This is a genomic window from Duganella sp. GW821-FHT07F09, assembly GCF_059418705.1.
On the sequence record NZ_JBWKQJ010000002.1, the window covers coordinates 167,834 to 186,316 of the forward strand.

Genomic DNA, 18,483 nt, shown 5'->3' on the forward strand with positions numbered 1-18,483 from the left:
TGCGGTGCTACCGGCGGTTTTTGCTGCGTTTTTTACTACTATATGCCTTAAGCTGGCGTTTTGCCCGGGTCTTGCAGCACGCCGCGCTTAATCTGATCCAATTCGATCGATTCGAACAACGCCCGGAAGTTACCCTCGCCGAAGCCCTGGTCGCCCTTGCGCTGGATGATCTCGAAGAAGATCGGGCCGATCACGTTCTGCGTGAAGATCTGCAGCAGCAGTTCGCGCTCGTTCTCGTTGCTGTGGCCATCGATCAGGATGCGCAGGCGGCGCAGGTCTTCCAGGCGCTCGCCATGGCCCGGCAGGCGGCGGTTGACCAGCTCATAGTAAGTCTCGATGGTGTCCTGGAAGGCGATGCCGGTCGTCTTCATCTTCTCGATCGAGGTGTAGATATCGTCGGTGCCCAGCGCGATGTGCTGGATGCCTTCGCCGTGATACTCGTCCAGATACTCGGCGATCTGCGATTTGTCGTCCGACGATTCGTTGATCGGGATGCGCACCTTGCCGCACGGGGAGGTCATGGCTTTCGACTTCAGGCCGGTCAGCTTGCCCTCGATGTCGAAGTAGCGCACTTCGCGGAAGTTGAACATCTTCTCGTAGAAGTCCGCCCATTCCTTCATGCGGCCGCGATGGACGTTGTTGGTCAGGTGGTCGATATAGGTCAGGCCATTGCCGACCGGGTTGGCGTCCGCGCCGGGGATGGCGACGAAGTCGACGTCGTAGATGCTGATGTCGCCGATGGCGCCCTGCTCTCCACTATTCTTGCCACGCCAGCGGTCGACCAGATAGATCAGCGAGTCGCCCACGCCCTTGATGGCGGGGATGTTCAGCTCCATCGGACCGGTCTTGTTGTCGAAGCCCCAGGCGCCCAGGTCCAGCGCGCGCTTGTAGGCGGCCGCCGCGTCCTGCACGCGGATGGCGATCGCGCACACGGACGGGCCGTGGTGGCGCGCGAAGCGTTGGGCGAACGAATCCTGCTCGGCGTTGATGATGAAGTTGATGCCGCCCTGGCGGTACAGCGTCACATCCTTGTGACGGTGGCGGGCGATGGCGGTGAAGCCCATGCGCTCGAACAGCGCGCCGAGCGCTTTCGGATCGGGGGCGGCGTATTCGACAAACTCGAAACCGTCGGTTCCCATCGGGTTGTCCCAAGGCTGGAATTGCATGCGTGTCTCCTCGTTAGAATAGCGCCAGTATAGTCCCGCCCACCGGGCATTAAATTGCAAACAATTCCCGCCCACGGCCATTTTGCGCAATAATATTGCCTCAACACTGAATTATCGAGGGATTTATGACCAAAATTGCGCTGGATAAAACCGACCGTAAGATTCTGTCCATCTTGCAGGCCGACGGCCGGCTGTCGAACCAGGACGTCGCCGAGCTGGTCGCGCTGTCGCCGTCGCCGTGCCTGCGCCGCATCAAGCGGCTGGAGGAAGCGGGCGTGATCCGCCAGTACGTGGCGCTGCTGGACCCGGACAAGATCGGCCTGGGGCTGCTGGCCTATGTGAACGTGCGGCTGGAGAAGCACAGCGACGCGGCCGCACACAGCAACGCGCGGGCGCTGGGCGCGCAGAACGCGCCGGCCTCGCCGCGCGCCGACTTCGCGGTCTCGGTCGAGCAGTGGCCGGAGGTGGTGGCTTGCTACGCGATGACGGGGGAGATGGATTACCTGCTGCGCGTGCATGTCGAGGACATGGACCACTTCTCGCGCTTCATGATGGCGACCTTGCTGCGCCACCCGGCGGTGCTGGACGTGAAATCGAGCTTCGCCCTGCAGCGCATCAAGGACACGACGGCCCTGCCGCTGGTGTAAGCCGGAGCGTAGCCGGTTATATCGCCGCCGCCAACCCGGCCAGTCCCACGCATACCAAAATAATGGTAATGCTGGCAGGGTCGGTTTTGTACCTTGGATTCTTGCATAATTTACGGTCAACCAGGAGATTGTCCGCGCTGTTACATGCGGGTTATTTTGTCAGCAGCACGCAGGAAACACATAGCAGCAACATGCCGATCACCTTATAGACGCTTAGCGCCTCCCCGAATATCAACCTCCCGGCGAACGCAATCAACGTCATGGTTACAATCGTCATCACCGGATAGGCAACGGTAATGTCGGTCTTGGCTAGTGCAAGACGGTATGCGCCAAAGCCGGCGACATAGCACGCCATCGCGCCGGCCAGCCAGTAGAGTTTGATAGCGATGCTTGGTTCGGAATGGCTGGCGGATATTTTTATCATCACCGTCGCGAGCGCGCTAAACAAACCGGCAACGGCGCACCAGATGTATCCTCCTAATATAAAAATCATTTGATCTCATCGAAGAGTGAGCGAAGGAAATCGCGAATTGAAAGGCGACGGCGCAGCAAGCGTAATAGTCGCCACGACGTGGAGTTTCTGCTTGAAAGCAGGTGGGATTTTACGCCATTTGCTCGCGGACCGGATTTTCGTCCGCCATGCTCTAAAAAGTACTTTTTTAGTGCAGGTCGAGCCGTGACCGTGGGGGACGGCCGGCTCCATGCGATGACGGGAGGATGGATTGCGTGCTGCGCACGCTGCTTCGATGGGCCCCGGGCGGTTAGCGGGCCTTGCCCGCTAACCGCCACATGGGATCAGGTGAACTTCAAGAGGTGAAGTGGCGGTTCAGGTGCTGCAGGAACGGCTCGGCCGCCAGGAAGCCGATCACGCGGCTGTTCGGAATCTCCTTGCCGCCGTTGAAGAAGATCAGGCCCGGTGGCCCGAACAATCCGAAACGCTTCATCAGCGCCTTGTCGTCGGCGTTGTTGGCGGTGACGTCCACTTGCAACAGCATCACCTCCTTCATCTTGCCGTTGACGGCCGGCTTGGAGAACGTGAACCGCTCCATTTCCTTGCACGCCACGCACCAGTCGGCGTAGAAGTCCAGCATCACCGGCTTGGTGCTGGTGGCCAGGATCTGATCCAGTTCGGCCAGCGTCTTGATGCGCGTGAAGTGCGCCTCGCCGCCGGCGGCGCCACCACCGGCGCCACCCTCGGCGCGGGCGACGGTCAGGTGGCCCAGCGGCTGCAGCACGTCGCGCCCGGCGCTGGCCGCCCCGGTCAGTTCGAACAGGCCGACCAGCAGGAAGGCCAGGCCCAGCGTCTTGCCGACATAGGCGCCCAACCCCGCGCCCTTCGGAATACCGTCGAACACGTGCAGGAACATGGCGCACAGCAGCGCGAACACGCCCCACATGACCATCATCACGGTCACCGAGAACACCGGCGTGACCATCCAGATGGCGACCGCGATCAGCAGCAGGCCGAAAAGTTTTTTGACGCCGTTCATCCAGGCGCCGGCGCGCGGCAGCAGGCTGCCGGCCGAGATACCCGTCAGCAGCAGCGGCACGCTCATGCCGACCGCCATCGAGAACAGCGCCCAGCCACCGGTCCAGACGTTGCGCGTCTGGCTGATGTAGAGCAGCGCGCCGGCCAGCGGACCGGCCACGCACGGGCCGACGATCAGCGCCGACAGGGCGCCCATGACGAACACGCCGGCGAATTTGCCACCGCCCATATTGCCGCTGGTGGAGCTCAGGCGACTTTGCAGGCTACTCGGCAGTTGCAGCTGGTAGACGTCGAACATCGACAACGCCAGCGTGAACAGCAAGGCGCCGAACGTCAGCAGCACCCACGGTTTTTGCAGCGCGGCGGCCAGTCCTTCCCCGGCCAGGCCGGCGCCGACGCCGAGCGAGGTGTAGACCAGCGCCATGCCAAGGCTGTACGCCAGCGCCAGCATGAAGCCGCGGCCACGCGAGACATTGCCTTCGCCGACGATGATCGACGATAGGATCGGGACCATCGGCAGCACGCATGGCGTGAAGGACAGCAGCAGGCCGAAGACCAGGAAGGCCAGGCCGATGCGCCACGCGCTGCCGCTTTGCAGCGTGCGCTGGGCCAGCGAGCTATCGTCTTCCGGAGCGGCGGCGGTGGGGGCGGCCGAAGCCGATGCCGCGGCGGATGCCGGGGAGACGGGAGCGGCGGCGGTCGCCGCGTCCAGGGCGGCCGGGTCGATCGGCGTCAGCTTGCCGGGCTTCCTCGGATCGACGCGGTAGCTTTGCTCCGCCGGCGAGTAACACAGGCCGGCGTCCGCGCAGCCCTGGTAACCGACCAGCAGCGTGTACGGCTCCTTGGCCGCGACGGGGAGATCGACCACCAGCGTGTCCTGGTAGGTTTCCATCTCCTTGTTGAAATTGGTGTCGAACTTGCGTATGCCGTTCGGCAGCACCGGCGCCGTCACCTGCGCGCCGTCGGCCGCGTTGAAGCTCAGACGATCGCGGTACAAGTGGTAGTCCTTGGCGATCTTCCACGTCAGCCGCACGGTCTTGGCGTCAAGCGCCTCGGCGCTCAGCTTGAAGGCCTGGTCCGGTTCGAGAAAATCGCCCGCCCGCACCTGGCTACCCGCAAACAGCGCGATGAGCGCCACCAGCATCGTCGCCAGCATCTGCAAACGCACCATCCATTTTTGTCGTTTCATGAGATATCCCTATACAACATCTGCCCCTGATCATCGACGGTCAAATAACCCATGTCGGAGGCGTTCAGAAAATTGATTCCGCCCTGCTGTTTCAGCATGGCGATCGTCGAACAACTACCGGCAGCTATCGCCATCGGCGCCATCACGCTCACCGAGCGCCAGTGCCGCACCGGCATGCCGGTGCGCGGATCGAGGATGTGGCAGTAACGCTGCCCATCCAGTTCAAAATAACGCTCGTAGTCGCCGCTGGTGGCCAGCGCCCCCTGGCTGATCGGAATACTGGCCACCACCGCGTCCGGATCGCGCGGGTCCTGTATGCCGATGCTCCAAGGGCGGCCGTCCAGCCGGGGGCCGATGAAGCGCATGTCGCCGCCCAGGTTCACATACCCGTGCCGCACGCCGGCCTCGATCAGCAAGGCCGCCGCGCGGTCGGCCGCGTATTCCTTGCCGAAGCCGCCGAAGTCGATTTCCATGCCGGCTTCGCGCAGATGGACTTGCTCACCCTCGCAGGCCACCTTTTGCCAACCGACCAGCGCCAGCAAAGGCTCCAGCACCTCCGCCGTCGGCACGCTCGGCCGGCGGAAATCCCAGGCCTTGCGCAGCACGCCGGAGGTGATGTCGAACAGTCCCTCGCTGGCGCCGTACAACGCGGCGGCGTAGGACATCAGCGCCATGGTCTCCTTGTCGCAAGCCACCGGCTCCCTGCCCGCCGCCGCGTTGACCCGCGAGACGATGCTGTCGGGCCGGTAGCGCGAATACTTCTCTTCGATCCTCCGCACCTCCGCCACGGCCTGCCGCGACAGCAGTTCGGCCGTGTGGGCGTCGGGCGCGGCCAGCCGAATCTCGCATCGGCTGGCCATCGCGTCGAACGCGGTGCGGTGGATCGCGTCTACCATTGCCGGTTGACCGCGATCTGGAAGGTCTGCGCCCGCAGCGTATCGAGTCCCGGGCTGCCGGAGTGGAAAGCGCGCCAGCTGCCGCGCTGCTGGTAGGCCGAGGCCTTGACGTCGACCGACCACAGCTTGTCGATCTGCTTGCTGACCTTGAGCCCCACGGTCACCGCGCCGAATCCCGACAGGCGCTGGTCCGCCGAAGACAAGCCCGGATTGGCGGCGTTGAAGCCCGGCGGGAACGGCGTGCCGAACACCGGATCGTAGACCGGGTCGTAGTAGAAGTCCGCCGCGCTTTGCGTGTAGAGGCGCACCTCCGGCGTCACGGTCCAGCCCTGCGACAGCGGCTGCACGTATTCCTGCGACAGCGTATGTCCGCGCACGCCGAAGCTGTCGCGATAATAGCGGTAAGAGGTGCGGCTGATGCCACCGGTCGATTCAACGTGGTGGTTCCAGCGCAGCAGCACGGTGTTCTCGTTGCGGCTGCGCGGACGGTTGTCGAAAGCCTTGTACGGATCGGAGAAGAAGCCACGGCCACGGTCGTGCGCCAAGGTCAGTTGCACCACGTCGTTCTTGGTCAGCACCTGGGTCACGCCGACCAACAGGTTGGTGGTGTTCTTTTTCTCGCCGACGACGGCGCCGCCGGTGGAATTGATCTCGTCGTTGGCGCGGCCGATGCCCGCCGACCACGTGGTGTTGCGGTCCTCGCTCTCGAAGGTGCCCTGCAGCGACAGCGCGCGCGACACGTAGTCATGCTCGGTCGAATAGCTGGCGCCGACCGACACGCTGCCGCGATCGAGGTAACGCTTGAGCGAGACGTCGCCGGCCTTGCGGTCGTCGCTCATGCGCGAGGCGCCGGAGACGGCCGTGTGGTAGCGCGGCGAGGCGCCCGACACGTCGTCGGTCACCGCCGAGGCGCTGATGCTCCAGACGCCGGCCACCGGCGCCATGATGGACACCGACGGCGCGTGCACGCGGATGCGGTCCATGTTGGACTGGCTATCGCGGTAGTCCAGATAGCCGATGCTGATCACGCCATTGGTCGGCGGCGCCTCCGCGTGGGCCTGCACGCCCGGCAGCATCAGCGCCGCCGCCAGGATCGAACCCGCCAGCGATGGCACCGGGGATGGCGACCTCGACGGCTGGCCGTCGTCATGCATGGTGATTTCTTTGCTCGTCATAGGAGATTCCATTTCAGTTGCAACCGCAGCCGCCACCACCGACACCGGCGCCGCCCGACGAGGACTCGCGGCTGGTGTAGATATGGTCGTCGTAACGGCTGAACAAACCGCCGTCGTTGAAGGTCATCTCGGGCTTGGCCAGCGTGCCTTTTTCCCAAGGCTGGACATTGCCGAACGAGGCGCAGCCGGACAGGCTGGCGGCCAGCGCCAGGGCGATCAGGGTTTTCATTTGGCGGCTCCCAATGCGGATTGAATCTTCGCTTCCAGCTCGGCGCGGTCGGCGTCGCGGAAGCCCGAGTGCTCCAGCAGGACCTTGCCGTCAGGCCCGATCAACACGCTGCTCGGCATGCCCTTGATGCCGTACTGGCGCGGGGTGGCGCCCTTCGGATCGAAGGCGATGGTGAACTTGGCCGGCGTCGTCGCCAGGAAGGTCTTGGCGTCCTCGCTCTTGGCGTCGACATTGATGCCGACGATCTGGAATCCGCGCGGGCCGTATTTGGCCTGCATCTCGTTCATCCACGGGAACGACTGGCGGCACGGGCCGCACCACGAGGCCCAAAAGTCCACGTACACCACCTTGCCGGTCAACTTCGCCAGCTGGACGGCGCCGTCCATGCCCTGCAGGTCGAACTGCGGCGCGGATGCGCCCTTCTCCAGCGCGAAGGCGGACGATGCGCTCAGCGCGGCGGCCAACAATATCGATATCGCTTTGATTTTCATAATGGCTCCAGGTTAGTTTTGATCGCCGGTACGGCTGCTGCCGCTGCGACGACGGCGCCACACGATCACGCCAAGCGACAGCATGGCCAGCAATGCCAGCATCGGATCGTTGACGCTTTGCGAGGCCGAGCAACCGCCGCCACCGGCGTTTTGCGGCGCGGCGTTGGACGGTGCGGCGTTGGCCTGGCCGTTCAGGGCGATGGTCCAGCTGCTGCCGGCCACGTTGGACTGGATCACGACGTTGCCGCTGTTGCCGCCGGCGTTGACCGGGGTGTAGCGCACCACCAGGTCGCAGGTGGCGCCGGGTTGCAAGGTGAACGGGAAGGCGGCGCAGCCGGTGCTGTCGGCGACGGCGGCGAACGGCCCGCTGAAGGTGGCGCTGGCCAGGGTCAGTGGCGCCGAGCCGCTGTTGGTCAAGGTGAAGCGACGGGTTGGAGCCGCCGCGCCGATCGTGACGGCGCCGAAGTCGAAGCTTTGCGGGTTCAGTCCCAGCGAAGGAGCGCTGACCGCGACCGCCACGCCGTTGCCGCTCAGCGGCAGCGTGAACTGGGCACCGGCGTCGGTCACCAGCAGCAGGCTTGCGCTGCGGGCGCCGGCCGCCGTCGGACGGAAGACGGTGGTGATGGTGCAGCTGGCGCCGGCGCTGACGGCGGCGTTGGCCGCGCAGGTGCCGCCGGTGACGAAATCGCCAGGCTGGCTGCCGCCCAGGGTCAGGGTCGAGATACGTACCGCCGCGCTGCCGGTGTTGTTCAAGGTCGTGGTGTGCTCGGCCGCGCTGGCGCCGACTTGCGTGTCGGCGAAGGCGATCGGGCCGGTCTCGGACAACACCGGGATGCCGACCGATTGCGTGGTGCCGCTGCCGGTGATGGCCACTTGCACGGCCGCCGCGTTGGAGGTCACGCCCAGGGTGGAGGTGACCGCGCCGTCGGCGGTCGGCGCGAAGCGCACCGGTACCGAGCAGCTGGCGCCGACGGCCAGGGTGGCGCCGCAGTCGCTGCCGGCGATGGTGAAGCTGCTCGATCCGGTCAGCGCGACGCGCGTGAAGGCGACGGCGACGTTACCGGTATTGGCCAGCACCACCGACTGCAAGGTGGCCGGGGAGCTGATGGTGCGCAGGCCGAAGGCCAGCGCGGACGGCGTGGCCGTCAGCGCCGGCGCGGCGGCCGAGGCGGTGCCCGACAGACCCACCGTGGCGTTGCCGTTGGCGGCGTTGGAGGCCAGGGTCAGGCTGGCGGCGAATGGGCCGGCGGCGGTGGGCGTGGCCAGTACCGTGACGGTGCAGCTGGCGGCGGCCGCCAATGGCGTGGCCACCGCGCAGCTACCGCCCAACGTGAAGATGTTGGCGTTGGCGCCGCCCAGCGCGATGGAGCTGAAGGTCAGCGGGGCTTGGCCGCTGTTGGTGACATTGATGGTGGAGACGGCCGACGCGGCGCCGGTCAACTGTGCGCCGAAGTCGACGCTCTGCGCCGACAACGCGATGGTCGCCTGCGGCGTGGCGTTGCCGGTGCCGCTCAGGGCCACGGCGCTGCTGCCGCCGGTGGCGTTATGGGTGATGGTCAGGGTGGCGGCGCGCGCGCCGGCCACCGTCGGACGGAAGCTGGCTTGCACGGTGCAGTTGGCGCCGGCCGCGATGGCCGCGCCGTTGGCGCAGGTGCCGCCGGCCAGCGTGTAGTCGCCGGCGGCCGCGCCGCCCAGCGAGATGTTGCCGATATTGAGGGCGGCGTTGCCGGTGTTGCTCAGGGTGGCGCTCAGCGGGGCGCTGGTCTGGCCGATGCTGGTGCCGGTGAAGGCCAGGCTGGACGGCGTCAGCGACGCGGCCGGCGCCGCCGTCACGTTCGGATTGCCGATATAGGCTGCGATGTCCGCCAGTTCGGCGGAGCTGAAGCGGCCGGCGAACTGGCCCATGCCGCCACCGGCGTTACGGGCGATGGCGGCGGCGATGACGGACGGCTGATTGGCGGCGCGCTGGATGTTACTGACGTTGTTGGCCGGTGAGGGGCCATGACAGGCGACGCAGGTGCCGCCGCCGCCGACGGGACCGTTCTGATACAGGGTCCGGCCGTTCAATGCGTTTTGCGCGTACGCCGATTGCGAAGCCAGTCCCAATAGCAGCGCCGCTGCCGCCGCGTGCCGCAGCCGGAATTCCCACGTTAAACCTGTCATGCCACTCTCCTGAAGTTGATCTTGAAATTGATCCAAATAGATCTATAAACCGCAGACAGAGATAGCAAAGGCATTGAACGCGCTGTGCATCAGCGCGCACCACCACCAGTTGCGGGTGCGCTGGTAGAGCAGCGCCAGCGCCAGCCCCGGTAGCAGCACCGCGACGGCGGCCTGCCAGCCGGAGCCCAGGTGCAGCAGGCCGAAAGCGGCCGTCGACACCAGCACCGGCCAGGCCCACCCAAGCTCCTGCCGCCGCGCCGAGCGCCGTATCAGCCACTCCTGCAGGCCGGCGCGGACCACGCACTCCTCCAGCAGCGGCGAAAGCACCAGCAGCCGCAGGCAAACACCCAGATCGGGCGCCCGCAACTGGGCGCCGCACAAGGCGTCCGCCGCCCATGGCATGGGCAGAAGTGAGGAAATCAGCGGCACGTTGGGAAGCCTGGTTACCGGTTTGCGTATCTTGTCTGACCGTTCATTCCAGGCCAGCCGGTAAAGGTTCTAACTATAGTGAGAGAAAATGCGATTTATTTTCGACCGGTCAAACGACCGAGCCATTTGGTGGCGAAGCGTTTGTTCGCCTTGAGGGTGTAGTCCAGGGTGGCGAATTGCTCGTCCAGCGCCTCCTGCAGCACGCTGGCGGGATTGGCCGGCGGCAGTTTGAGATAGGCGTCCGCCTCGCCGTAGTCGCGATGGATCTCCATGCCGGCTTTTTTCGCGATGTGCATCATCGTCTTGTTCGACGACAGGCAGTGCATATATAAGGTGTCGACGTCGTTGTTGCGACAGTGGATGGCGGCGCGCTCGAACAGCTTGGAGCCGACGCCCATGCCGCGCGCGCTCTTGCTGACCGAGACGCCGAATTCGGCCACCCGTTCCTTCTCGGTGACGGCGCTCCTGGACTCGTCGCGCGGGGCGAAGGCCAGATGGCCGACCGCGACCAGCTTGAACAGGCGGTTGTACACGCCGAACACCATGTCGCGCGAAAAATCGATGTGGTTGACGTACTTCTCGACCTGCTCGTCGGGCAGCATGGTGCCGAAGCGCAGCAGCCGGTCGCTGCTTTCCAGTTCGAGGAAGTGCTTGACCATGCGCCGGCGGTCGCGCTCCTGCAGCTCCTTGACGAGCACCGTCGGACGGTGTTTGCCGTCTTTGTGCTTGCCCCAGCGGCGCAGCGGATTTTGGAACAGATCAATGGAGTTCATAGTGGCGAAAAGACATCGTGCAGCAGCATGGTGCAGCGCAGCATCGACCCCATTGTACTCCTGTTTATGCGGGTCCACCGTCCGGGGCGGACGGTGGCAGCGGCATGCCAGAGGCATCCTCGCCTTCCACGTCGGCCGCCTTCAGCGCCACTTTGACGGCCCTCACCCGCGCGCTGTGCACGTATTCCGGTATGCGCTGGGGGTTGGCGGCGCTGGCCTGGGCGATCTCGCCGGCGTTGACGCCGCGCGCGGCCGCCAGCGCCGCCTCCAGATGCGCTAACTGCGGGAACGGCGCGTCGCGATAGCTGGCCGTGGGCCCGATGCGGCCGCGCGAATCGCACTCGGTCGCCAGCAGCATCTGCGAAAAGCGCGCCGGCTTGCGGAAGGCGTCGCAGCGTTCCAGCAGTTTGACGATGGTGTTGGGCCGCAGTTGCAACGCCCGGCCCACGTTGCCATGTTCACGCGCGGTCATCACCGCCAGGTCGCGGCACTCGGTCGGCACCTTGAGGCGCTTGCACACCTGCTCGACCAGTTTGACGCCAAGTTCCTCGTGGCCGTGGTGCGCCGGCCAGGTGGCCGACGGCGTCACGCCCTTGCCCAGGTCGTGCATCAAACAGGCGAAGCGGGTCGGCAGTTCCAGCCCCGCCCGCGCCGCGCAATCGATCACCTGCAGGATGTGGATGCCGGTGTCGATCTCGGGATGCCACTTCTCCGGCTGCGGCACGCCCCACAGCGCGTCGAGCTCCGGCAGGATGCGCGCCAGCGCGCCGCAGTCGCGCAGCACTTCCAGCATGCGCGAGGGCTTGTCTTCCATCAGCCCGCGCGACAGCTCCTGCCACACGCGCTCCGGCACGAGCGCGTCGACCTCGCCCTGCTCCGTCATCTGGCGCATCAGCGCATTGGTTTCCGGCGCCACGCGGAAGTCGCTGTAGCGGGCGGCGAAACGGGCCACGCGCAGGATGCGCACCGGGTCCTCGGCGAAGGCGTCGGAGACGTGGCGGAACACGCGCTGCTCGATGTCGCGGCGGCCGCCGAAAGGATCGGTCAGGGTGCCGTCGTCGGCGCGGGCGATGGCGTTGATGGTCAGGTCGCGCCGGATCAAATCCTCCTCCAGCGTGACATCGGGGGAGGTGTGGAACACGAAGCCCTTGTAGCCGGGCGCGGTCTTGCGCTCGGTGCGCGCCAGCGCGTACTCCTCCTGCGTCTTCGGATGCAGGAACACGGGGAAGTCCTTGCCGACCGGGCGGAAGCCCTGGGCCAGCATGTCGTCCGGCGTGGCGCCGACCACCACGTGGTCGTGGTCCTTGACCGGCAGGCCCAGCAACTCGTCGCGCACGGCGCCGCCGACTACATAAATCCGCATCATGGTCAGTCGGGCATCTCGGCGTCGTGCTTGGGCGCCGTTTCGGTTTCGGCCAGCGCCTCGGCCACCCAGCGCGCCACCGCCGGATGCGCCAGCACGCGCTGACAGTAGGCGTCCAGCGCCGGCGCCAGCGACACGCCGTAGGTGCGGAAGCGCATCACCACCGGCGCGTAGTAGGCGTCGGCGATCGAGAAGTCGCCGAACAGGAACTGGTGGTGGCCGAAGCGCGACAGGCACTCCTCCCAGATCTCGCTGATGCGGCCGATGTCCGCCTGCGTGCCGTTGGTGCGGCCCTTGCCGGGGAAGCTGGCGCGGATGTTCATCGACATCGACGTGCGCAGGTCGGCGAAGCCGGCGTGCATCTCGGCGCAGACCGAGCGCGCCATCGCGCGCGCGGCCACGTCCTGCGGCCACAGGTGCAGCTCCTGGAACTGCTCGGCCAGATACTCGCAGATCGCCAGGCTGTCCCAGATCGTCATTTCGCCGGCCAGCAGCACCGGCACGCGGCCGCTGGCCGAGTAGCCGCAGATGCGGTTGGCGGTGTCGGCCTGGTCGAGCAGCACGCGTACCTCCTGGAACGGGATGCCGAAGGCGGTCATCGCCACCCATGGCCGCATCGACCATGACGAATAATTCTTGTTGCCGATGATGAGCGTCAGGCCCGGCTCGCGCGCGGCGGTCAGGGTGTTCGACAGGCTGGGATCAAGTTTGGTGGTCTGCATGATGCGTCCGTAAATGGTGGTCAATGCGTGTGGTCTATGCGTGTGGTCAACGCGAGCCGTAGCTCGATTCCTGTTCTTCCTCGGGGGTGTAGGAGCGCGGCGCGACGGTGCCGATGCGCGCCTTCAGCGATTGCGGACGGCCCTCGAACAGCGCCGCGTAATAGGTGGCGTTCGACATCACGTTCTTGACGTAGGTGCGCGTCTCGTAGAACGGAATGGTCTCGATGAAGATGGCGCTGTCGATCGGCTTGGTCAGGGTGGCGCGCCAGCGGCGCGAGCGTCCCGGCCCGGCGTTGTAGGCGGCGGTGGCCAGCACCTCGGAGCCGTCCATGTTCCCCAGCACCATGTTCAGGTAGTTCGTGCCCAGCATGATGTTGGTGCGCACGTCGGTCAGCATGTCCTGCGCGAAGTCGGTCAGGCCCAGTTTCTTGGCCACCCAGCGCGCGGTCGACGGCATCACCTGCATCAGGCCCGACGCGCCCACGTGCGATTGCGCGCCGAGGATGAAGCGCGACTCCTGCCGCATCAAGCCATACACCCAGGCTTTGTCGAGGCCCAGTGTCTGCGTGGCCGGATGCATGACGTCGTGGTGCGGCGACGGGAAGCGCTGCGTGTAGTCGACCTGGATGCGGGTGCGGTCCGAGGTATTGACCATGCGGTCGAGGATCTCGTTCTGGCGCGCGAATTCGGCGGCGGCCAGGTAGCCGCGTTCGTCCAGGCCGCGCAGGCCCCAGTTCCATTCGCGCGTGCCCTCGAAGCGCAGACGCAGGCCGAAGAACTTGAGCGAACGCTGGAAATTGGGATTGGCGGCGATCGCCGCGATCTCGGCGGGGGTGATCGGCAATCCCGGCAGCGGGATGGTAATCAGGTTGCCGGTTTCCTCCAGCGCCAGCTGGCCGTAGAAGTTCGGCTGGTCCGAGATGCCGCGGAACAGCCGCTCGGCCTCGCCGGTCGGATGGCTGGTCACGCCGGCTTCGGCCATCAGCGCGCGACCCATCCAGTAGATCCACGCCGGATCGTCGCGCAGCGAGGCCGGCATCGCCTGGATGTTGGCCTTGACTTGGCGCCAGTCGCCGGCGCGCAGCGCGATACGGGTTTTCCACTGGATCTGGTCGATGGACAGCTTGGCGCCGTTCGAACGGCGCCAGTAGTCGGCGGTGTCGTCGGCCAGCGAATAGGACGATTGCAGCGCGATCGCCGCCCACCCTTCCTGGCGCTCCAGCGGCGTCAGTTGGGACGACGCCTTCTCCAGCGCCAGCGCCGCCAGCTTGACGCTGGTCTTCGCCATGCGGCCGACGGCCACCACGAAGATCTCATGTTCGGTGCGGCCGCTGCCCGGACCCTTGGCCAGTGCGAGGGCCGGCGTGTCGACCGCCTGCACCGCCTTTTTCTCCGGCCCGCCCAGCAGGGCGACGATGCGGCGCGCCTGCCCGGTGGCGTTGAATTCGCCGGCCAGGCGCAGTTGTTCATACAGGTCGCTGGCGTCGAACTGGCCGGTCTGGAACAGGGTCGCGATCAGGCCCGCGCACGGCTCGCCGTAGACGGCCGGGGATGTCAGCAGCGCGCGCGCCTCGTCGGCCACTTTCTGGCCTTTGAGCGCGCGCGATTGCAGCGCGTAGCATTTGACCTGGGTGTCGTCATTGAGCACGAACAGCGGCAGCTGCTCGTCGAAGGTGGCCCAGTCGCGTTTGCGGCCCAGGTCCAGCAGCCAGTCGTTGCGCAGGCGGTCGACGATGGCCTGGCCTTCGTAGCGCTTCATGAAATCGCGGATTTCCGCGTAGGGGACGTCCTTCAGGCGCGATTTAAGCCGATAATAATCGACGTACGAAGGAATGGAATAATTGGCGAGGCGGGCCGCGTAGAAATCCACCTTGGCCGCGTCGTCCTGGCGCACCGCGTCGCGCATCAGCAGGAAGGCATCGTCCTGCCGCTTGGTCTCGGCGCCGATATCCTCGGCGTGGGCCGGCGACATATACGACGGGTTGAACGCAACCCAGGCCACGACGACGACGCCGGCAATCCATTTCGAAGCGGAAATCAATGTGAAACTCTCTTTAAGCAGTGTACGAAGCGACAACCGAATCCATGACCGGCGATGAATCCATGACCAGCGACCCTAGAATACCACGTGCCGAGATCGAACGAATAGCCCCGGCCGCTATGCAAAAGGCCGATTTGCGCAAGCGGTTGCTGACCGCGCGGCGCGCGCTCGACCCGGCCGCGCGGGCGGCGTGGGACCATGCCATCGGCGCGCGCGTGATCGCGTGGTGGCGCGCGGCGCGGCCGGCCGCGCTGGGCGTGTATTGGCCGTTGCGCGACGAACCGGATCTGCAGGCCGCTTACGTGGAGCTGGAGCGTCTGGGCGCGCGGCTGCTGCTGCCGGTGGTGGTGGAAAAACACGCGGCGCTGGAGTTCGCGGACTGGCGCATCGGCGAGGCGATGGTCAAGGATGCGATGGGGGTGGCGGTGCCGGCGGATTTGCGGCTTGCGGCGGCGTACCCGCCGGCGTTGCTGGTGCCTTGTCTGGGATATAACCCGGAGGGTTATCGATTGGGCTATGGCGGCGGGTTTTACGACCGCACGCTGGCGCGGGCGCCGCGTCCGCAGACGGTGGGCATCGCCTACAGCTGCCTGGAGGTGAAGTTCGACGGCGACGCGCACGATGTGGCGCTGGACAGGATAATTACCGAAGTCGGTAACTGAAATGATCACGATAATCACGTAGGGCGGATTAGCGGGCGAGGCCCGCCAATCCGCCCCGGGGGCCCACCGAAGGAGGCGGCCTACCTGCCGGTAGGCCTTAAGAGGCGGATCGCCGTAATCGGCCGTGTATGGGCCGTCGACGGCGCATGCATGGCCGATTACGCTTCGCTAATCCGCCCTACGTGTTTCCGATGCGCGCTTCTACCCGCATCACACCAGGCGTTGCCACAAAGCCGTCGTCGCCGCGGCCTGGTTCATGCTGTAGAAGTGCAGGCCCGGCGCGCCGCCGGCCAGCAGGCGCTCGCACAACTGCGACACGACATCGAGGCCGAACGCCTTGATCGACGCGGTGTCGTCGCCGTAGCTGGCCAGCTTCAATCGCACCCAGCGCGGTATCTCGGCGCCGCACATGTCGGAGAAGCGCATCAGCTGCGTGTAGTTCGTGATCGGCATGATGCCGGCCACGATAGGCACGCTGATGCCCATCTTGCCGGTCTGTTCGACGAACTGGAAGTAGGCGTCGGCATTGTAGAAGTACTGCGTGATGGCGGCGTTGGCGCCGGCCTTCACCTTGCGCTCGAACGCCAGCAGGTCGTCCTGCGGCGACTTGGCCTGCGGGTGCACCTCGGGATAGGCCGCTACTTCGATGTGGAACCATTCGCCGGTCTCCTGGCGGATGAACTCCACCAGCTCGTTGGCGTAGCGGAATTCGCCGGACGCGCCGTAGCCGCTCGGCAGGTCGCCGCGCAGCGCGACGATGCGCTTGATGTTGTGCGACTTGAATTCGGCCAGGATGGCGCGGATCGATTCGCGCGTGCCGCCCACGCACGACAGGTGCGGCGCGGCGTCCTCGCCGGCGGCCAGGATCTCGACCACCGTGTCCAGCGTGCCGCGCTGCGTGCTGCCGCCGGCGCCAAAGGTCACCGAAAAATACTTGGGTTTCAGTTCGGACAGCTTGGCGCGCGTGACGCGCAGCTTTTCCGCCCCTTCCGCCGTCTTGGGCGGAAAGAATTCGATACTGAAATTATGATTAGCCATCTGAGTTCTTCAAAAGTAAGGTAGACAGAGCCCAGGAAATCACGCTGTACAGCAGTGCGCCACCGATCGCCGACAGGAAGCTGTCGACGTGGAAACCGTCGACGAATTGCGCCACCAGCCAGAACATGAAGCCGTTGATGACGAAGATAAACAGTCCCAGCGACAGCATGGTCACGGGCAAGGTCAACAGCAACAACACGGGGCGGATCAGCGTGTTTACAAGGGCCAGCACGAAAGCCGCGACGAGGGCTGCGCCTATGCTTGTGACATCGACAGAATGCATCAGGTAGGGAATTGCCAGCAGGGCAACCGCATTGATTAACCAGGTAAGGACCAAACGCATAACTAAGTCTCGCTGCAAAAAATATCTAGATAAAAACAAGGCCGGCAACAAATGCCGGCCCCGCCTCACACCGTCACATTAATAACGGTAGTGGTCCGGTTTGTACGGACCTTCCTGCGTCACGCCGATGTAGGCCGCTTGCTCTTCGGTCAGCACGGTCAGTTGCGCGTTCAGTTTCTTCAACTGCAGGCGCGCCACTTTCTCGTCCAGGTGCTTCGGCAGCACGTAGACGCCGACCGGGTACTTGTCGGTGTTGGCGAACAGCTCGATCTGGGCGATGGTCTGGTTGGCGAACGACGAGCTCATCACGTACGACGGATGGCCGGTGCCGCAACCCAGGTTCACCAGGCGGCCTTCGGCCAGCAGGATGATGCGCTTGCCCGACGGGAAGATCACGTGGTCGACTTGCGGCTTGATATTTTCCCAGGTGTACTTCTTGAGCGCGGCGACGTCGATCTCGTTGTCGAAGTGGCCGATGTTGCAGACGATGGCCTGGTCCTTCATGGCCAGCATGTGCTTCTCGGTCAGGATGTGATAGTTGCCGGTGCAGGTGACGAAGATGTCGCCGTGTTCGGCGGCGTAGTCCATGGTCACGACGCGGTAGCCTTCCATCGCCGCCTGCAGCGCGCAGATCGGATCGATTTCGGTGACCCACACCTGGGCCGACAGCGCGCGCATGGCCTGGGCCGAGCCCTTGCCGACGTCGCCATAGCCGGCGATGACGGCGACCTTGCCGGCGATCATGACGTCGGTGGCGCGCTTGATGCCGTCGACCAGCGACTCGCGGCAACCGTACAGGTTGTCGAACTTCGACTTGGTGACGGAGTCGTTGACGTTGATCGCCGGGAAGGCCAGCTTGCCCTCTTTGTGCATCTGGTACAGGCGGTGCACGCCGGTGGTGGTTTCCTCGGTCACGCCCATGATCTGCGGCAGACGCTTGGAGTACCAGGCCGGGTCGATCGCCAGGTGCGCCTTGATGGCGTTGAACAGGCAGATCTCTTCCTCCGAACCGGGCGCGGCCAGCACCGAGATGTCCTTCTCGGCGCGCGCGCCCAGGTGCAGCAGCAACGTGGCGTCGCCGCCGTCGTCGAGGATCATGTTCGAGTAGACGGCGTTGCCGGCGGCGTCGGCCGGCCATTCGAAGATGCGGTGGGTATAGTCCCAGTATTCGTCCAGGGTTTCGCCCTTGATGGCGAACACCGGGGTGCCGGCGGCGGCGATGGCGGCGGCGGCGTGGTCCTGGGTCGAGTAGATGTTGCACGACGCCCAACGCACCTTGGCGCCCAGCGCTTCGAGCGTCTGGATCAGTACGGCGGTCTGGATGGTCATGTGCAGCGAACCGGTGATGCGCGCGCCCTTGAGCGGCTGGGCGGCGGCGAATTCCTCGCGGATCGCCATCAGGCCGGGCATTTCGGTTTCGGCGATGCGGATTTCTTTGTCACCCCAGGAAGCCAGGGAAATATCGGCGACCAGGTAGTCTTGTGCGGATTTGAGTACGGCGTTCATCACGCCCTCCTTTCAGTTAGAAAAAAGTAACGTGAGCGCGGTTGCAGATTCCGAGCCTGGCAAAAATGAATTCGTCGCAGCGCTCCTCGGAAGGTGCATTTTAGCACCACCTTGGCGCGCAGCACAGGCGCCGCGCCAAATAAGCTGGGGCAACAGACGTT

General features: G+C 65.2%; 18 protein-coding genes and 1 riboswitch. Of the genes, 2 read left to right on the forward strand and 16 right to left on the reverse strand.

All coding sequences use genetic code 11. The features are described 5' to 3' along the window. Positions 1-47: 47 nt before the first annotated feature. Positions 48-1,166 carry a 4-hydroxyphenylpyruvate dioxygenase gene (gene hppD, locus AC07P1_RS05745; protein ID WP_363500905.1) on the reverse strand — a complete coding sequence of 373 codons (1,119 nt, stop codon included), beginning with the start codon at positions 1,164-1,166 and terminating at the stop codon, positions 48-50. Positions 1,167-1,291: 125 nt separating this feature from the next. On the opposite strand from hppD, the gene AC07P1_RS05750 reads away from it, so the two are divergent. Next, positions 1,292-1,813 (forward strand): Lrp/AsnC family transcriptional regulator, encoded by a 522-nt coding sequence (locus AC07P1_RS05750; RefSeq protein WP_090325644.1) that lies wholly within the window; start codon positions 1,292-1,294, stop codon positions 1,811-1,813. 151 nt (positions 1,814-1,964) lie between these two features. On the opposite strand, the gene AC07P1_RS05755 is transcribed toward AC07P1_RS05750, so the two are convergent. The 12 genes from AC07P1_RS05755 to AC07P1_RS05810 all read right to left on the reverse strand — a co-directional run bounded on the left by AC07P1_RS05755 (position 1,965) and on the right by AC07P1_RS05810 (position 14,773). Next, positions 1,965-2,306 (reverse strand): DMT family transporter, encoded by a 342-nt coding sequence (locus AC07P1_RS05755; RefSeq protein WP_315220325.1) that lies wholly within the window; start codon positions 2,304-2,306, stop codon positions 1,965-1,967. Between the two features lie 313 nt (positions 2,307-2,619). Next, a complete protein-coding gene (gene dsbD, locus AC07P1_RS05760; protein ID WP_494694891.1) occupies positions 2,620-4,491 on the reverse strand; it encodes a protein-disulfide reductase DsbD in 1,872 nt (623 codons plus the stop codon). Further along, the gene (locus tag AC07P1_RS05765; protein ID WP_494694892.1) at positions 4,488-5,387 is read right to left on the reverse strand and encodes an FAD:protein FMN transferase; all 900 of its coding nucleotides are present in this window, start codon (positions 5,385-5,387) and stop codon (positions 4,488-4,490) included. Before AC07P1_RS05765 ends, dsbD begins: the two co-directional genes overlap by 4 nt. Beyond that, a complete protein-coding gene (locus AC07P1_RS05770) occupies positions 5,381-6,562 on the reverse strand; it encodes a DUF3570 domain-containing protein (protein WP_494694893.1) in 1,182 nt (393 codons plus the stop codon). Before AC07P1_RS05770 ends, AC07P1_RS05765 begins: the two co-directional genes overlap by 7 nt. Positions 6,563-6,575: 13 nt before the next feature. Next, a complete protein-coding gene (locus tag AC07P1_RS05775) occupies positions 6,576-6,791 on the reverse strand; it encodes a DUF4266 domain-containing protein (RefSeq protein WP_090325633.1) in 216 nt (71 codons plus the stop codon). Next, positions 6,788-7,282 (reverse strand): TlpA family protein disulfide reductase, encoded by a 495-nt coding sequence (locus AC07P1_RS05780; protein ID WP_494694894.1) that lies wholly within the window; start codon positions 7,280-7,282, stop codon positions 6,788-6,790. The genes AC07P1_RS05775 and AC07P1_RS05780 overlap by 4 nt, the downstream gene beginning before the upstream one ends. A gap of 12 nt (positions 7,283-7,294) precedes the next feature. Beyond that, positions 7,295-9,445: a choice-of-anchor D domain-containing protein gene (locus tag AC07P1_RS05785; RefSeq protein WP_494694895.1), complete on the reverse strand. Its 2,151-nt coding sequence runs from the start codon at positions 9,443-9,445 to the stop codon at positions 7,295-7,297. 42 nt (positions 9,446-9,487) lie between these two features. Then, the gene (gene mrtJ / locus AC07P1_RS05790) at positions 9,488-9,874 is read right to left on the reverse strand and encodes a JDVT-CTERM system glutamic-type intramembrane protease MrtJ (RefSeq protein WP_494694896.1); all 387 of its coding nucleotides are present in this window, start codon (positions 9,872-9,874) and stop codon (positions 9,488-9,490) included. 95 nt (positions 9,875-9,969) lie between these two features. Then, positions 9,970-10,647: a GNAT family N-acetyltransferase gene (locus AC07P1_RS05795; RefSeq protein ID WP_494694897.1), complete on the reverse strand. Its 678-nt coding sequence runs from the start codon at positions 10,645-10,647 to the stop codon at positions 9,970-9,972. 64 nt (positions 10,648-10,711) lie between these two features. After that, on the reverse strand, positions 10,712-12,010 hold the full coding sequence (locus AC07P1_RS05800; protein WP_494695366.1) for a multifunctional CCA addition/repair protein: 1,299 nt from the start codon (positions 12,008-12,010) through the stop codon (positions 10,712-10,714). A 5-nt stretch (positions 12,011-12,015) separates the two neighbouring features. After that, positions 12,016-12,732: a glutathione S-transferase family protein gene (locus AC07P1_RS05805; RefSeq protein ID WP_494694898.1), complete on the reverse strand. Its 717-nt coding sequence runs from the start codon at positions 12,730-12,732 to the stop codon at positions 12,016-12,018. A 46-nt stretch (positions 12,733-12,778) separates the two neighbouring features. Beyond that, entirely contained in the window at positions 12,779-14,773 is a 1,995-nt protein-coding gene (locus AC07P1_RS05810; protein WP_494694899.1) for a lytic transglycosylase domain-containing protein, read from the reverse strand. Between the two features lie 119 nt (positions 14,774-14,892). Between AC07P1_RS05810 and AC07P1_RS05815 the strand changes: the two genes are divergently transcribed. Beyond that, positions 14,893-15,435, forward strand: coding sequence for a 5-formyltetrahydrofolate cyclo-ligase (locus AC07P1_RS05815; RefSeq protein ID WP_494694900.1), 543 nt, complete (start codon positions 14,893-14,895; stop codon positions 15,433-15,435). 210 nt (positions 15,436-15,645) lie between these two features. On the opposite strand, the gene metF is transcribed toward AC07P1_RS05815, so the two are convergent. The 3 genes from metF to ahcY all read right to left on the reverse strand — a co-directional run bounded on the left by metF (position 15,646) and on the right by ahcY (position 18,322). Beyond that, complete coding sequence (gene metF / locus AC07P1_RS05820; protein WP_494694901.1) at positions 15,646-16,473, reverse strand: methylenetetrahydrofolate reductase [NAD(P)H]; 828 nt, start codon at positions 16,471-16,473, stop codon at positions 15,646-15,648. Beyond that, positions 16,466-16,816, reverse strand: coding sequence for a phage holin family protein (locus tag AC07P1_RS05825; RefSeq protein ID WP_494694902.1), 351 nt, complete (start codon positions 16,814-16,816; stop codon positions 16,466-16,468). The genes metF and AC07P1_RS05825 overlap by 8 nt, the downstream gene beginning before the upstream one ends. A gap of 78 nt (positions 16,817-16,894) precedes the next feature. Further along, positions 16,895-18,322, reverse strand: a complete 1,428-nt coding sequence (gene ahcY / locus AC07P1_RS05830) for an adenosylhomocysteinase (RefSeq protein WP_494694903.1) — start codon at positions 18,320-18,322, stop codon at positions 16,895-16,897. 26 nt (positions 18,323-18,348) lie between these two features. Then, positions 18,349-18,416: riboswitch (S-adenosyl-L-homocysteine riboswitch) on the reverse strand. Positions 18,417-18,483: the final 67 nt, after the last annotated feature.